The 15,544-nt window shown below is 60.2% G+C and carries 11 protein-coding genes and 1 tRNA gene; 8 read left to right on the forward strand and 4 right to left on the reverse strand.

The window, feature by feature from the left end; genetic code table 11:
- Positions 1–6: 6 nt before the first annotated feature.
- Together ACT3UQ_RS14030 and ACT3UQ_RS14035 are read right to left on the reverse strand one after the other, a co-directional pair.
- Positions 7–1,362 carry a lysine N(6)-hydroxylase/L-ornithine N(5)-oxygenase family protein gene (locus ACT3UQ_RS14030; RefSeq protein WP_444637343.1) on the reverse strand — a complete coding sequence of 452 codons (1,356 nt, stop codon included), beginning with the start codon at positions 1,360–1,362 and terminating at the stop codon, positions 7–9.
- Positions 1,359–2,879 carry a pyridoxal phosphate-dependent decarboxylase family protein gene (locus ACT3UQ_RS14035; protein ID WP_105569920.1) on the reverse strand — a complete coding sequence of 507 codons (1,521 nt, stop codon included), beginning with the start codon at positions 2,877–2,879 and terminating at the stop codon, positions 1,359–1,361. The genes ACT3UQ_RS14030 and ACT3UQ_RS14035 overlap by 4 nt, the downstream gene beginning before the upstream one ends.
- A gap of 317 nt (positions 2,880–3,196) precedes the next feature.
- Here ACT3UQ_RS14035 and ACT3UQ_RS14040 point away from each other — a divergent pair, with 317 nt between their 5' ends.
- From ACT3UQ_RS14040 to ACT3UQ_RS14050, 3 genes are all read left to right on the forward strand, one after another.
- Positions 3,197–4,465, forward strand: a complete 1,269-nt coding sequence (locus ACT3UQ_RS14040) for an MFS transporter (protein ID WP_444637345.1) — start codon at positions 3,197–3,199, stop codon at positions 4,463–4,465.
- A gap of 53 nt (positions 4,466–4,518) precedes the next feature.
- Complete coding sequence (locus ACT3UQ_RS14045; RefSeq protein WP_105649317.1) at positions 4,519–5,604, forward strand: glycosyltransferase family 4 protein; 1,086 nt, start codon at positions 4,519–4,521, stop codon at positions 5,602–5,604.
- A 124-nt stretch (positions 5,605–5,728) separates the two neighbouring features.
- Positions 5,729–5,804, forward strand: a tRNA-Asn gene (locus tag ACT3UQ_RS14050).
- 287 nt (positions 5,805–6,091) lie between these two features.
- Here ACT3UQ_RS14050 and ACT3UQ_RS14055 read toward each other — a convergent pair.
- Positions 6,092–7,126, reverse strand: a complete 1,035-nt coding sequence (locus ACT3UQ_RS14055) for a DMT family transporter (protein ID WP_096287390.1) — start codon at positions 7,124–7,126, stop codon at positions 6,092–6,094.
- A 589-nt stretch (positions 7,127–7,715) separates the two neighbouring features.
- Between ACT3UQ_RS14055 and ACT3UQ_RS14060 the strand changes: the two genes are divergently transcribed.
- On the forward strand, positions 7,716–9,092 hold the full coding sequence (locus tag ACT3UQ_RS14060) for an MFS transporter (protein WP_444637348.1): 1,377 nt from the start codon (positions 7,716–7,718) through the stop codon (positions 9,090–9,092).
- A gap of 815 nt (positions 9,093–9,907) precedes the next feature.
- Here the strand turns inward: ACT3UQ_RS14060 and ACT3UQ_RS14065 are convergent.
- Complete coding sequence (locus ACT3UQ_RS14065; RefSeq protein WP_219844278.1) at positions 9,908–10,756, reverse strand: MurR/RpiR family transcriptional regulator; 849 nt, start codon at positions 10,754–10,756, stop codon at positions 9,908–9,910.
- A gap of 148 nt (positions 10,757–10,904) precedes the next feature.
- Here ACT3UQ_RS14065 and ACT3UQ_RS14070 point away from each other — a divergent pair, with 148 nt between their 5' ends.
- Genes ACT3UQ_RS14070 through ACT3UQ_RS14085 form a run of 4 tightly spaced genes read left to right on the forward strand, consistent with a single transcriptional unit; the run spans position 10,905 to position 15,537 of the window.
- Positions 10,905–12,080: a C45 family autoproteolytic acyltransferase/hydolase gene (locus ACT3UQ_RS14070; RefSeq protein WP_105569924.1), complete on the forward strand. Its 1,176-nt coding sequence runs from the start codon at positions 10,905–10,907 to the stop codon at positions 12,078–12,080.
- Positions 12,077–13,729 carry an ABC transporter substrate-binding protein gene (locus ACT3UQ_RS14075; RefSeq protein WP_096287380.1) on the forward strand — a complete coding sequence of 551 codons (1,653 nt, stop codon included), beginning with the start codon at positions 12,077–12,079 and terminating at the stop codon, positions 13,727–13,729. Before ACT3UQ_RS14070 ends, ACT3UQ_RS14075 begins: the two co-directional genes overlap by 4 nt.
- 6 nt (positions 13,730–13,735) lie before the next feature.
- Positions 13,736–14,686 (forward strand): ABC transporter permease, encoded by a 951-nt coding sequence (locus tag ACT3UQ_RS14080; RefSeq protein ID WP_096287378.1) that lies wholly within the window; start codon positions 13,736–13,738, stop codon positions 14,684–14,686.
- Positions 14,683–15,537, forward strand: a complete 855-nt coding sequence (locus tag ACT3UQ_RS14085; RefSeq protein WP_096287376.1) for an ABC transporter permease — start codon at positions 14,683–14,685, stop codon at positions 15,535–15,537. The genes ACT3UQ_RS14080 and ACT3UQ_RS14085 overlap by 4 nt, the downstream gene beginning before the upstream one ends.
- Positions 15,538–15,544 lie beyond the last annotated feature (7 nt).

Below are 15,544 nucleotides of genomic sequence, written 5' to 3' on the forward strand. Positions count from 1 at the left end.
GGGCTCCTAGTCTTGGGCCGAGATTGGCTGCGGTTGGGAAGTTGGCAAGTTCTCCAGCGATGCGGCACCGAACCGTTGGAAGGAGATGCGCTCCTCGACTCGGTAGACCTCGCGCCCGGCAATGCGGTTGATGAGTACCGAATTCCTGTAGGCGCCCATGCCGAGATCCGGGGCGGTGAATCCGTGCGTGTGCAGTTCAGCGTTTTGCACGAAGATGTCGTGGTTCGTGCCTACCGAGTAGTTGCGGTCCACGTCCAGGCGGCCGTCGGGCAGGCGGGTGATTCGGTCTTCGAGGCCTTCGAGGAAGTCTGGTGTGCCGTTGCGGTAGCCAGTGGCAAGGACCAGCGCGTCGGTGAGGAATGCGAGATTCTCCTTTTCCCGTTCGTGGTGCAGCTCGACAAGGATCGCTCCGTCCTGAGGGGCCACGGCTGTTGCGGCGCATCCTGTGCGCAGGTGAATGGGGGCCGGAGAAGTCACGCTGCGCTGGTAGAGCTCTTCATGTATTTCATCGATCAGGTCGGCATTGATGCCCTTGTACAGGCCTTTTTGCGCCTTGGACAGCGCGTCGCGCTCCGAGATCGGCTGGGCATGGAAGTGGTCTATATAGTCTGGCGAAGTCATTTCCAAGGTCAGCTTCGTATACTCCAGCGGGAAGAAACGCTCGGAGCGTGTCGCCCATACCAAATGGTCTTGTTCCGGCAGGTTGCGCAGCAGGTCGAGGAAGATTTCCGCGGCGCTCTGTCCACTGCCCAGCACCGTGACGACCTTGGGCGTCTGCTCGGCCTTTGGCTCAATGATGCTCTGCCGTGAATGCAGGTACTCGGAGGAATGGGTCACCGAGCTCGTGGACAGCAACTGCTCGTCGACAAAGTCCGGGAGATAGGGCTGGGAACCGGTGCCGAGCACCAGCTTGTCCGCGCTGAAATGGGTCAGGCCTCGATCGGTGAGCACCGAAAGCTGGTAGGCGCCGTCCGCAAATTCGGCAGAAAGTACGCGATGTCCGAAGCGGACACTGGGCAGCAGTTGCGCAGCCCACGCTAGATAGTCGCTGTATTCGTTGCGCAGCGCGTAGAAGTTTTCGCGGATGTAGAACGGGTAGATTCGCCCCTTTTCCTTCAGATAGTTCAGGAAGGAAAACTTGTTGGTGGGATCTGCGAGCGTGACAAGATCTGCCATGAAGGGCACCTGCAGGTGCGCGCCGTCCAGCATCATGCCCGGGTGCCACACGAAGTTGTCGCTGGCCTCCAGCACCGCGACCTTCAACTCCGGGAGCGGGTCGGTGAGGGCAGCGAACCCTAGATTGAAGGGGCCAGCGCCAATGGCGATCACATCAAAGTGCTCCTGGGCTAATCCACGGTTCATGCGCGAGCTCCTTCTAAGCGTTCGAGCAGCAAGTCATTGCCGACGCGGCAAATTGCGTCGAGTATCTCGGTCAGGTCTTTCATGGTGGTATTCGGGTTCAGCAAGGTCAGCTTGAGCACGCGCTGACCGTCCACGGTGGTGGCAGCGATCATCGCTTCGCCGGTGCGGTAGAGCCGCTGGCGAATCTGGTTAGTCAGTTCATTCATTTCGGAGCAATTCAGGTGGCTGCCGGGATCTTTGAAGCTGAAGACCAAGGTGCTCAGTTGCACCGGGGCCGCCAGCTCCAGCTGCGGCCGGAGAGAGACCTCGGCCTCGAGGGATTCGGCGAGTTCGATCACCCGGTCGAACATGGCACCCAGACGCACCGCCCCAAGTGTGCGGAGGGTAACCCAAAGCTTCAGCGCATCGAAGCGCCGAGTGGTCTGCAGCGACTTGTCGACCTGGTTGGGGGTCTGCTGGGCTTGGGACTTCGGGTTCAGGTATTCGGCGTAGTGGACAATGGATTCGAAGGAATCTGCCTCGCGCAGGATCAAGGCGCTGGAACCTATTGGCTGGAAGAAGGACTTGTGGAAGTCCACGGTCACCGAGTCTGCAAGCTCTATGCCCGACAGCCGTTCGCGGTGCGAGGAGGAAAGCAGCAGTCCACCGCCATATGCGGCGTCGACGTGGAACCATGCGCCGACCTCATTGGCCAGGGCAGCTATGGGTCCCAGCGGATCGATGGCCCCGAAATCGGTGGTTCCCGCGGTCGCCGAGATCGCCATCGGAACCAATCCACGATTGATATCGCGGGCAATCTGCTCGCGTAACTTGTCGGCGTCCATCCGGTGGTGGCCGTCGGTTTCAATGCCGACGGCGGCCTCATGCCCCAGCCCCAGCATCATCGCTGCGTTAGAGATACTGAAGTGGGCATCTTGTGAGGTATAGATGCGCAGGTTCTGCAGCCGCTGAGGCAAGGAGCCGGAGGTTTTCGACACCGCGGCGTTGCGGGCGATCAACATGGCTTGCAGATTGGACTGGGTGCCACCGGAGGTGAAGATGCCATCCGCGGCGAGTTGCGGGAATCCAATGAGCTGCGCGGTCCACGCGGTGAGGCGACGCTCAATGAGCGTGGCCCCGGCGCTCTGGTCAAAGGTATCCATTGAGGTGTTCAGGCTGGTGACGAATGCTTCGGCGGCCACCGCAGGAATTACCACCGGGCAATTGAGATGCGCGGCGTATTTCGGGTGATGGAAATAGACGGCGTCACGCAGGTAGATCTTTTTCAGCTCGTCAAAAGACTCGGCGTTGCTCCCAAGCGGTGAGTCGAGGTCGATGGCATCGACCAGGCCTTGCAGATCCTCCGGCGAGGGGCCGGTGGTGGGTGATTCGACGGCGGCTAGCTGATCGGTGACCCGCAACAGTGCCTCTCGGGCCTCGGACTCATAATGATCTAAGGTGCCCGAGCACAGCAATGAGTCATCAAAAAGCTGCGAGTCAAACAGGGGGATGTGCAGGGTCTCAAGAGAGGTTCCCACGGATACTCCTCACATGGTGAATTAAGTATTTGGTTAGTCTTCCCTAACCGCGAACTAGTAACATCACAACTAGGTAACGTATTGCAAGCCCTTTGCGGATATGACGATCCGCGGGGAACCATTTGAAGATGCTCAAGGAGTCGAAATCGCAGCGAATCTTGGGCGCGAGACGAAGATGGGAATCTCGCCAAATTTCGCCGCTCAAACACGCAAGATTGCCGGTCGACAAGGAGAAATGCTGGTCGACTCGGTTCGCGATGAGGTAGCGTTGCCGTGAGGCCTCGGTGTGACCTTTCTGACAATTTTCATGGAGCGTAATGGAAACGATTTTGCGTGGTGAGCGACGTTTCCTTTATTCAAATGCCAGCGACGCAGCCGGCAGAAACCTGGCGGACTTCACCGTGGACCTCATCTTCGTCACCGCACTTGGTGCAAGCGCCTGGCAAATGGGCCTGCTCAACACCTTGGGTTCCGCCGCATTCCTCGTCGCCACAATTCCCATCGGATACCTGATTGACCGTTACCGGCCTCTGCGGTTGCTGCGCATTGGGCTTGCCGCCAAGCTCGTGCTGGCCGGTTGCCTCTTGCTGTTGACCTTCACCGGGACCCTGAACATCGGCTACGGATTCCTGCTGGTCACGCTGCTGGGCGTCTGCAATGTCGTAGCAGAGACTGCACAAGTCTCGGCCGTCCCGCAATTGAACACGAACACCGGCGCGAAACGCGCAACCTCGATGAGTCGGCTGATCGCTAAACTCACCGCCGCGGATCAGTCGCTGGCGATTATCATCCCTGTTGTCGCGGGCACCAGCTTCGTCATCTTCGGAGCGTCAACCCTTCTGGCGGTCGTCGTGGTTCTAGCCATGCTGGCCCTGGGGTTCGCCTATCTGGTCAGGCTCCCACGCAAGCCAGGGTCGCAAGGAAATCAAAGTCCCGGTACTGAGGAAGAAAAACACGATACCCGCTGGCTTTCCGGGCTGAAATACCTGCGCACAAACCGGATTCTGATTGCGGTCACCGTTGCGGTCATGTGCTCAAACTTCGGGCTCGCGCTAGGCTCCGCGGTAGAAGCGTTGTTCATCGTGAATTATCTAGGATTCGGTGCCCAAGGATTTGGCATTTTTGCCGGACTTGGCGGTGCCGGTGGGCTGCTAGGCGCCGCGCTGGCCACACGCATTGCCACTCGGTTTTCAACGGCTCGGCTGACGACGGTGACATTGCTCAGTCAATTTTTCTTGGCCTCCATGGTTTTTATCGCCGCATTCACTGCCCCGTTGGTTTCCATGATTCTGCTCGGTGTGCAAGCAGTGGCGTGGGGGATCGTGGTGATTGTTTTCAACATCGCCGTCTCGGCGTGGGTTGCAGAAATTACGCCGGAGCAGCTCTTGGGCAGGGTGAGCAGCGCTCGCCGATTGTTCACTTTCGGCGCGATACCGTTGGGAAGCCTTGCCGGCGGCGCCATCGGTTCGGCCTTCGGCATTCCGGCTGCGCTGGGGCTGTGGCCGCTGGCCGTTGCCGCCGGGCTCATCGCATACCTCATGGTGCGCCCGCGAAAGGCACTTTTGAGCGCAGGTCAGACTCGGTGACCTTAAACGATAAGCTTGGAAAACCAGCTCCCCAAACGAAGGCTTCCACGCTCGTGAAACTCGTCATCGATGCCCGATATACCCGGGTCACCCATCACGACGGAATCAGCCGCTATACCGCGGGACTCATCGAAGCAACGGCCAAGATCGCCGACGTGACGATGCTGATCAACGATCTGCGGCAGTTGGACCTGCTGCCAGATGTTCCGCACCTCAAGATTTCTGCCCCCACGAGCGTCCTTGAACCGTTGGTGGCGCTGCAGATCAATAAGCTGCAGCCAGATGTGGTGTTCTCCCCGATGCAAACCATGGGCACGCTGGGGCGAAAATTCCCGGTCATTCTCACCCTGCACGATCTGATTTACTATGCGCACCCGCATGCCCCGAAATTCTTGCCCGCGCCCATCCGCTGGGGCTGGTTCCTGTTCCACCAGGTCTACTTCCCGCAACGAATTCTGCTGAACCGTGCCGACGCGGTAGCTACCGTTTCACAAACCACCGCGGATCTGATGCGCAAGCACAGGCTCACTAAGCGACATATCGGCTTGGTATCCAATGCTCCGTCGCGCGAGAGCGCAAGCCGCGATCTGCGAGCGACCGCGAAGAACACGCTGCTCTACATGGGATCATTTATGGAATATAAAAACGTCGAGACGTTGATCCGGGCCATGCGGCTGCTGCCCGATTACGAGTTGCACCTGCTCAGCGGCATCAGCCAGCAGCGTCGCGCCGAGTTGGAAGCTGAAATTCCGCACAACGCCAAGGTGGTATTCCATGGGGGAGTGAGCGACGAAGAGTATGCCCGCTTGCTGGCTTCGTGCACCGCCTTGGTGACCCTGTCGCGTGAAGAAGGATATGGGCTTCCGCTGGTGGAAGCGATGAGTGCGGGCACTCCGGTGGTAGTCACCGACATGCCGATCTTCCGAGAAGTGGCCCAAGATGCGGCCCTTTTTGCGGACCCCGATAGCGCGGAAGCCTTCGCGCAACAGGTGCAGAAGCTCTCGGACCGGGATGTCTGGAGAGAATATGCGGACCGTGCGCTTGTTCGTGCCGGCCAATATTCGTGGGATGCCTCGGCCCGGCAATTAGTTGAACTGGCGCAGTACGCGATTGAGAACTCGCGCCGTTCGCCAAAATAGGTTTCGACTTGGATTTGAAAGGAATCGCCGACTCTCGGGTCGGGTAGCTGCATGCCTTGCGCGCGAGTTGAATCCCTGATTTCAAAACAGTACTTGGCTAGTGCTAAAGTAGTTCTCGTAGCTTTCCTCCATAGCTCAATTGGCAGAGCATTCGACTGTTAATCGAAGGGTTACTGGTTCAAGTCCAGTTGGAGGAGCCAAGTGAACACCCCGTATTCATCTTCAGATGAATACGGGGTGTTTTTTAGTATCGATCCGTTGTTCGGCACCCGGGCACGCGAATGGTCCTTCTGGTGGGTCAATGCCTGTGCGTTTACAGAACTATTACGCGCCACGACGGTCTCAAAAATTGCGTTGGGTTGCTGGGCGCAGCCGTCGGCGTCAATCAGGAACAAGCTTCCTCACTGGCCTAGTTGGAGAAGGAGTTATTTTCCGCGAAAACGAGTAGGGTCGGCGGTCACGAAACCAATTGATGCAAGAGGGTCCTTCACTTCCGACGCTCACGTGTTTCATGGTGGTTCTTGCCACGTCTGTTTTCGTTCGTATCATTGATATTTGCAACTGTATCCACGCGAGGGCGCGCAGACGGACGCTCCAGGAGCAGGCCAACTCCGGCAAGAATGATGAAAAGTCCGCCAATGAGTCCGAAGGTCACGGGCTCGTCCAGCCACAGCACGCCTATGGTGGAGGCCGAAATGGGAACCAGAAGCGCAACGGTCGATGCAGTCACCGGCCCAGCTTGGCGAATAACCCAGAAATAGACCAAATAGCCCGCGGCGGTAGCTCCGAGGCCCAGCGCAAGGACGGCAATTAGCGGACCGCCAGTGATTGGGCCAATCGGGGGTGCGATGGCGGTAAGTGGGACCAGAAGTGTTGCAGCGGCAAGTTGCTGGCCGAGGGCGAGTGTCATGGGAGGAGTGCCGAGAAATGACTTTCGGGCGTAGACGCCGCCCACAGCGTATAGCAGAGCCGCTGTCAAGGAGGCTCCAACCGCCACCAGTGCGCGGCTATCGACCTGCAACGGAGCTCCTCCCACGAGCATCGATACACCGACAATGCCAGTTATGACACCTACCATCTGGCGTCGAGTGACCCTTTGCCTAAGCCAGAAAGCGGCAACGAATACCGTGAACATTGGTGTTGTGGCGTTCAAGATCGACGCCATCGACGCGTTGAGTCCAACGATTGCCGTTGCGACAAGCGTGAGTGGAGCCGCGACATTAAGGGCCGCTAACAGTAGGAATGCAGGGAACCGCCGGCCGACTGCGTGCCAAGTTGCTTTGCTGGCAGCAGTCATAAGCGTAAGCGCCAACGCTGCGACGATGAAGCGACCATGGGTCGTTCCGACGGCTCCGAATGCCGGAGCGGCAATGGCAATCAAGGGGAACGAACTTCCCCAGAGCAGGCCAACTAGCAGTAGGGCGCCGGTTACTCGTACTCGGCCGGACAGGGCAACTCGCGCGCGTCGCCTTGGCCTTTGGTTGTAAGTTTTCGAAATGTCCGGTCGATGTGCGTCAGTCATGCTAAATCGCGACCTTTCGCTTCAGATCTTGGAACAACTGGAAATGCGCGGAGGATCCGTACCGCGCGCTCCCTGACTGGAGTAAGTTGCTGATTCGCCGTCGTTCTCCTTGGCGCCACCGCACGGCCGTGTCACGCGGCATGTCCCGATCAATATTGGCGTTCGCGCCACTGATTCCAGCTGCGTCCAGCCGATTCGCAACGGAGTGTTCGGCTTGGTGCCAATCGAAGCCAACGGTCTCAATGCGTTTCGTCAGCAAATTAGATGCGCCGAAGAGTTCTGTGGACTCTCTCATTAGGTCTCCTTGGGTGAGGTTTCCGGAAATTCGATGTTGTTTGCCCTATGAAGAGCGTTAGCTGTCATTTGAGGTCAGCCATCGGGCCTTTCTCCTGCCGTATGACCGGTCGTGATGACGTCTCGGTGTGCTTAATTGACAGATATACCCCCCTATGGGTATACCTTATACCCATACCCCCTATGGGTATAGATTGTATCCATACCGGATATATCCTGGAATCTTTCAGGAGGAACTCACATGTCTGTCCACCCACCACCATCGCCAGCAAAGCGATGGTTCGGCTGAGCACTGATCGCCACGGCCCAGTTCGTAGTCATCATGGACACTTCGATCATTGGCGTCGCCCTGCCCGACATGCAACGAGATCTCGGTTTCACCCCGGAGTCCCTATCATGGGTATTCAACGCCTACGTAGTGGCATTCGGCGGCTTGCTCTTACTTGGGGGTCGTCTTGCGGATGCCTTCGGAGCGCGGAAGGTCTTTGTGTTGGGCTGGCTCGTATTGATCGCAGGATCGCTGATGGCTGGAGCAGCCACCAGCATTGAGCTTGAGATCGCAGGCCGCGCCGTTCAGGGTGCCGGATCTGCCCTGATCGCGCCGGCGGCGCTGACTCTGCTCATGATGCTCTTTGGCGGCACTGCCGAGCTTCCTAAGGCCTTCGCGGTCTACGGAGCTGCGGCACCAATCGGGGGCACCGCCGGCGTCTTCCTCGGCGGAGTGCTGACCGAATACGCGAGCTGGCCCTGGGTTTTCTATGTCACCATTCCGATCGCGGTCTTCGTGCTGGCATTCACCGCAACGGTGCTTCCTCGAACCGCGAGGAAGGCGTCGGGATCAATTGACATCGCCGGGGCATCCACCGTGACTGGCGGGCTTGCTGCGACCGTCTACGCTATTGTGAATGCCCCAGAAGTGGGGTGGCTTACCGCGCCTACTCTCGGCGTCCTGGCCGGAGGCCTCGTCCTTTTGGCTATTTTCTTCGTGATTCAGGCAAGAAGTCGCAACCCCCTGCTGCGCCTCGGACTGCTTCGCACGCCGCTCCTCGGGGCGGCCAATGGCGCACAGCTCCTGCTGGGTGCGGCATGGGTATCCATGTGGTTCTTCCTGAATCTGTATCTACAGCAGGTGCTTGGTGCTACCGCTTTCGCTGCTGGTGCCGCGCTCCTGCCGATGACCGGCCTGGTCGTGCTCGTCATGGTCGCGTTGGCGCCACGGCTTCAAGCCCGGTTCGGTGCCAAGGCGCTGATTGTCACCGGGCTGCTCGTGCTGGCGGCCGGACTCATGTGGCTCTCCTTGATGCAACCGGACGGAAACTATGCCACAGACGTTCTACCGGCATCGCTGCTGGCGGCCCTCGGGATGTCATTGGCGTTCGTCCCCTCACTTGGTACCGCGATCAATGCCGCACCGCCCGTCGAAACGGGTGTTGCCTCCGGGTTGGTGAGTACCAGCTACCAGATCGGATCGGCCCTCGGCCTCGCAGCCCTCACGGCAATCGTTTACGGTATCTCCGGTGCCGAACCGTCCGCGGTGGATCTGACGCGGGGGTATTCGGCGGCCTTCATCGGTGCCGCCATCCTCGCCTTTGCAGGAGCGGTGATAACTGCCACCACTATGAGCAAATCCGCTGCTTCCACTCCCTCGTCAGGCGAATCAATCTCCGCATGACAGCGGGGACGAGGTATTAGGGCGCATCACTTCAGCTTCTTTTATTTCAGTCTGGATGCATCAACAGGTAATCAATAATCGACAGGCGGATACAAAAAGCCCAACACCAACTGCTGATCGCTCGCGAAGGGTCACTCAACTCATTGGGAGCCAAGCGATCCGCGGCAACCCTAAATCCAGAGGTAATGGGGGTGTGGCTCATAACCTGTGAGGAATTGAGGGCCGTGCGGCGGATTTAGCAGCGTCTTGACATCGCAGCCAATTCGCTAGTTTAGAAACTGGGGCCGGAGGCGGGCAACTAGCTCGTCTTCGGTTTCGTTAACTGTCCGTTGAGTTCTTCAATTATTGATACGGCTTCCGGAGCCTATATGGACACCGTCAAAGAACCGACCGTGAACTTCATGATTCGAGAGTACTGCGGACTAAGTGGGAGCTGTCACGGACCGTTGGACCGTAAAAACGTAGGCGGCCTCATTCTCTGGTGTAACGAGTGAGCATGGAGATTTTGGCATGCGGATTTGCACGCTGAAAGAAAGAAGCCAACGTGCACGGGAATCAGCTGGAGAACCTACCCTATTGAGCCGTCCGTGGTAGGGGCAGCGCACCTGCGCGAACGCTGGTGAACCGGTACCTCGCGGCGCAATCCACCATGTCACGATGGACCCCCGAAGTGAACTACAGCCAGTAGCCGGGCGATGGAACCAGTACCCTGGTCGGCGGCCCATAGGTTCTTGGCGTTACCGAAAACACGACGATCCGCCGATCTGTGTAATGCCGTGGAGCCAGCGTTCATCCGAAACCCCATGAAAAGCTCGTTAATGGGCCAAGGCGTGACGCAGGACAGTAAGTTCGTGTTTGGTCTGTACCGTTCGGGTTTGCTCCATAGCGGAAATTGTCTGGACTAGAACGTCGGCCACCAACAGGGAGGTCAGCGCTTCTGCGGTGAGTCCCGTCGGGGTATGTGGAGCGTGCAGGCAGACCTCGACCTCGCCGCTGAGTTCCTCTTGTAGTTCGTCGCTAATCAGTACGACTTTTGCTCCTACGTCGCGAGCGCGTTGGAGCAATACGCGAAGGTCGGCAAGCATTCGCCCAGGGGCGAAAACCATCACTGCGTCCTCGGCGCTGATCATCAGCAGTTGGTCGGCCAGTTGAAAGCCACTGGCGGATATGAAATGGGAGGGAAGCCCGATGCGATTGAGCTTGAGAGCAAGATGCTCCGCTGCCAATCCCGAGGCTCCGACGCCATAGGTGATTACCCGCGGGGCCGCCAGCGCCAAGTGCACGGCGCGCGTCATTGGTTCGATGGAGGATTCGGCGAAAGCCAGTTCCAAGCGTTCCGAGGCCTCCGTGTTCACGCTGCGCCAGACCTCCTCAATGTTCCCTCCGATACTCTTGATCCGTTGGCGTGCCCGAATCTCGGGGGAGACCGCGGCGGAGAACGGCGCCGCGACCTGCTGTTTGAGTTCGGAGAGACCGCTGTATCCGAGTGACTGGATGGTGCGCACCACCGTGGCGTTGCTGGTTCGGCTCTCTGCGCCAAGGTCTTGCGCCCCGGCGTAGAGCAGCCGCTCGGCAGTGGTGCGCACTAGTAGTTGGGCCACCGAACGTTCGGCCCTTGATAGTTCTTCCCAGTGGTCGCGGACCCGCTGCTGTAAAACTAACAAGCCTGGATTCTCCGTAATGTCTGTTACATCACCAGATTTTGTTGTATCGTTCATTTCAAGCACTTCCCTTCTTGTAACAGACAATACATCTGTTTATGGGAGCGGCACCAACGGCAACGGGCATTCGCGCCAATAAGGAACACCTTCAATGGAACAGTTGAAACTTCGCACCCTAGAGATTTCGGGAACCCCGCGAGAACGGGGTAGGCAATACGGACAAGGAGCTGCCGACCTAATCACGAAGGCCATTTCCTTCTACACGGAGGCCTTTGACCAACAACTCGGACGCAGTTGGGAGGGGATGCGTGAACGGGCGGCGGCTTGGGTGCCACTGTGCGCCGAGAAGGCTCCGGAGATCATGGAGGAGATCGCCGGGATTGCCGAGGGCGCCGGGGTCCAGATGCTTGACATCCTGTTGTTGAACCTGCGAGGGGAGGTCATCTACGACGCGGCGGCTCTGCCCGCCCCGGACGAAGATGAAGTTGAGGGTTGCACGAGCTTTGCGCTGCTGGATTCTGCCAGCGGAGACGGGCACGTCTACGCTGGACAAAACTGGGATTGGCGCCATGGCACTCGGGACACGGTGCTGATCCTGCGCGTTGTTCAGGACCCGCTGCCAACGCTGATCATGCAGGTGGAGGCCGGGCAGATCGGCCGGCACGGGGCCAATAGCGCGGGCATTGCGCTGAACGCCAATGGGTTGGGTGGCCGATTCGGCACTGCCTTGGGGCTACCGCAGACCTTCATCCGCCGTATGGTGCTGAATCAGAGCGAATTCGCCGACGCCCTGAACACGCTGGTGCGCACCAAGACTCACATCGCCTCCAACGCGTTACTCACTTTCGCGGACGGATTTGCCATTGACGTGGAAACCACCCCGGGGCGCAGTGGCTGGATGTATCCCACGAACGGGCTGCTCGTGCACGGAAACCACTACCAGGCATTCATCCCCGCCCAGCTGGCTGAGAGCTACCAGCCGGTCTCGGTGGACTCCCTCTTCCGGGTACCGCGCACAGAAGCGGGCTTGAGCCAGGTACGCATGGCCACGGACAGCCAGCAGGCACGCCAGCTGATTCATCAAGCCATGTCTGATCATCTGGGCTACCCGGAGTCGGTGTGCACCCACCCGGATGTGCGCCGTCCCGAAGTCCGCCAGTGGTCGACGCTGCTCTCCAGCTGCATCGACTTGACCACAGGCGAGTACTTCATTGCCCCGGGCAACCCCTGCACCAATGACTACCAAATTCTTCCCTGGAACGTCCTTGATGGCCCGGGCAGCCGCAACTCAATCGCAATGGGAACCACGAAGGAGAACGCATCATGAACAGTCCACTTCGCCGTAGCGCCGGACGCCGCACCATTCCGGCGCTGCTCGCCGCCCTTGCTCTCGGCCTCAGCGCCTGCTCCGGAGCCGGAGGCCCCACGGCGGTGCCCGAGGTCGAAGTGAGCTTCGGGCCCACCACCACACCTGCAACCGGGGACCTGGCCAAGGCAGTGTGGATGCTCTCGAAGGAACCGAGCACGCTGGATCCCGACGCCGACAGTGCCACCAGCGCCAGTACCGTGCTGGCCAATATCTGTGAGCGTCTCATGCAGCTCCAGCCGGACCTGAGTATTTCCGGCCATCTGGCGCAAAAGGCCGAATGGGTGGACAAAGCCACGGTCGTGTTCACGCTCCGCAAGGACGTGACGTTCCACGATGGAACCCCGATGACCGCCGATGACGTGCTTTATAGCATGAAACGCCACATGGCCGAGGGCGCCGAGGAATCGGACGAATACGCCAACGTGAAATCGCTGGAGAAGACCGGATCGCACGAGGTCACTGCCCACATGCTGGACGAAGACGCCATCTTCATCCAGGCGATGGCAGGCAACGGTGGCATCATCTACAACCGCAAGGCCCTCGAAGCTCAGGGCGAGGCTTTTGGCGGCCCGAGCGGCTCCGATGCCTGCAGCGGCCCCTATGAGCTTGGCAGCTGGAAGTCCGGCAGCGAGGTCGTTCTGAACCAGGCCGTCGAATACTGGAACCCGGCCAAGGCCGCGAAGACCGAAACCCTAACTTTCCGGTGGGCAGACGAAAATGCTGTGGTGAACGCGTTGATCAGCGGGGAAGCCCAAGGCGCCTACCTGGACTCGCCGGCCGCAGCCGTTCCGCTGCAGGGCAAGGACAATGTCGCCGTGTCCCAGGGGCCGGCCACCAACGTCTGGTCGCTGATTGCCACCGAACGCGGGATCCTGAAGGATGCGAACATCCGCAAGGCGCTGTCCCTGGTGCTCGACCGGCAAGGCATCGCCACCGCCGCATTCGGATCACTGGCCGAACCCTGGAAGACCCCCGTGGGCCCGGGCTCCTGGGGTTATGAACGCGAGACGTTCGAAACCGCCTACGACGCGCTTGAGGGCGCGCCCGCCAAACCGAGCGAGGCAGACATTGCCGCGGCCAAGCAGCTCGTTGCATCCTCCGCATTCCCCAACGGCGAGTTGGTCATTGCCAGCGACGGCAGCTCGGTTCGCAACGTGGTGTCCAACGCCCTGGTCGCGGCCGCCCAAAGCATCGGCCTGAGCGCAAAGATCATCACCGTCCCGCCACAGCAATACGGCGACTTCTATTCGGACGAGACCCTGCGCACCAGTGCCGACTTCTTCTCCGATGAGTACTACATCTCCAAGAACGACCCGGTGGGCTTCTACAAGAACGGCGAGAGCACCGCCCGGGTGAACTATGTCGGATTCTCCGATCCGGCCTACGACGCACTGGTGGCCAAGGCCAAGGCAACCACCGACGACGCGGCGCGCGCCAAGCTCTCCATCGAGCTGGAAGCGCGCTGGACCGAAGCCATGGTCTGGGTTCCGGTGGTTCAGACCCCCGCGACGGTGGCGCTGAATGCCGAAGTCACCGGCGCCCCCTCGTCGGCCGCCTTCATCTACTACCCGTGGGCCGCCGACCTTGGCGCGGCGGCGGGAAAGTAGCCTCACATGAAACGCATTATTGGCCGGCTGGCAGGTATGCTGGTGACCCTGCTGGCCGGGTCGTTCATCATCTTCATGGCCATGCACGCGGCCCCGGGGGATCCGGTCACCTTCCTGATCGGCAACCCCGAGGGCATCACCCCGGAACGAATCGCGGCCGTGCGCGCCCAGTACAACCTCGACCAGCCGGTGCTTGTCCAGTACTGGCTGTGGCTCACCCACGCGTTCACCGGCGACTTCGGGACCTCGTTCCACTACCTGCAGCCGGTGTCGGACTTGATGGCCACCCGGTTGCCCAACACGCTGTGGCTGGTTGGCTATGCCTCGGTGCTGTTCATCATCCTGGGCATCGGGCTTGGCATCGTTTCGGCGATCCGCCGTGGCTCGCGGGTCGACTCGGCGATCACCGGCTCGACGACGCTTGCAGCATCGATCCCCTCCTTCGTGACCGGCTTGCTGCTGGTCTACTTGTTCTCCGTCACCTTGGGCTGGTTCCCGGTCACCGGGGCCGGGGACGGAATCGCCGGACGGCTGCACCACTTGTTCCTTCCCGCGGTCTCCCTGTCCATCGGGGCGCTGGCCATCGTCAGCCGGGTGACCCGGCAGTCGATGATCGAACAGTTGGACGCAGACCACGTCGAGGCGGCCCGCAGCTTCGGGCTGGCGGAACGCAAGCTGGTGGTGCGGCATGTACTGCGCAACGCCTGGGGTCCGGTGATCACCATGGTCGCCCTGGTGGTGGCGAGCATGCTCGCCGGCACCGTGGTGATCGAGGGGGTCTTCGGGATCAGCGGCGTCGGCGCGCTGCTGGTCGACGCCATAAACACCCATGACTTTGCCGTCGTGCAGGCGGTGCTGCTCTACATGATCGTCGCCTACATGCTGGTGACCACGCTGGTGGACATCGTCCACCCACTATTGGATCCACGGATCCGTGCCAGAACGGGGAAACCATGAGCACCTCAACGACCCTGATCAATGCGCCGCGGAAACGCACCAAGGGGTATGGTGCGGCCTTCAACACCTGCCTGGGATTTCTGGTCCTGGTGATCCTGGGAGCGGTCCTCGCGCCCTGGATCGCACCGTATGCCCCGGACGAGATCGACTTCTCGGCCATTTGGACCTCGCCCGGGGCCGGGCACCTGTTCGGCACCGACCAATTGGGCCGGGACATCTTCTCCCGAGTGCTCTTCGGGGCGCGCGAAAGCCTGATCGGACCGCTGCTGCTGCTCGCCCTGGCCACGGTGCTCGGGGTGTTGATCGGCACGCTCGCGGCCTGGCACGGCGGATGGGTCGATACGCTGCTGGCCCGCATCACCGACGTGATGTTTGCCTTCCCCGGGCTGCTCTTCGTGGTGCTGGTCATCGCCGTCTTTGGCAAGGGGCCGGCCACCGCGATCCTGGCCCTGGCGCTTGCCTACGCGCCGGTGATCGCGAAGTTCACTCGCAGTATTGCGCTGGCCGAACTTTCCCGCCCCTACATCGACGCCTACAGGATCCAAGGCGTGAGCGCGCCGATGATCTGCCTGCGCTACCTGATCCCCAACATGTCCCCGGCCTTACTGGGCTACCTGGTGGTGCTCTTCGGAGAGGGCCTAATGAGCCTCGCCACGCTGAGCTTCCTCGGCTTCGGTGCCCAACCGCCAAGCTCCGAATGGGGGCTCATGGTCCAGGAGGGCCAGGCCGGGATTATCCAGGGCCATCTCTGGCCAACGCTCGCCCCGGGCTTGGTCATTGCCGCCGTCGTCGTCGCGGTGAACATCGTCGGCGTCCGACTCTCGGACCAGCTCAACGTCAAGAAGCCATAAGGAAGAC

The organism is Glutamicibacter sp. AOP12-B1-11, assembly GCF_052379245.1.
Classification (GTDB): Bacteria; Actinomycetota; Actinomycetes; order Actinomycetales; family Micrococcaceae; genus Glutamicibacter.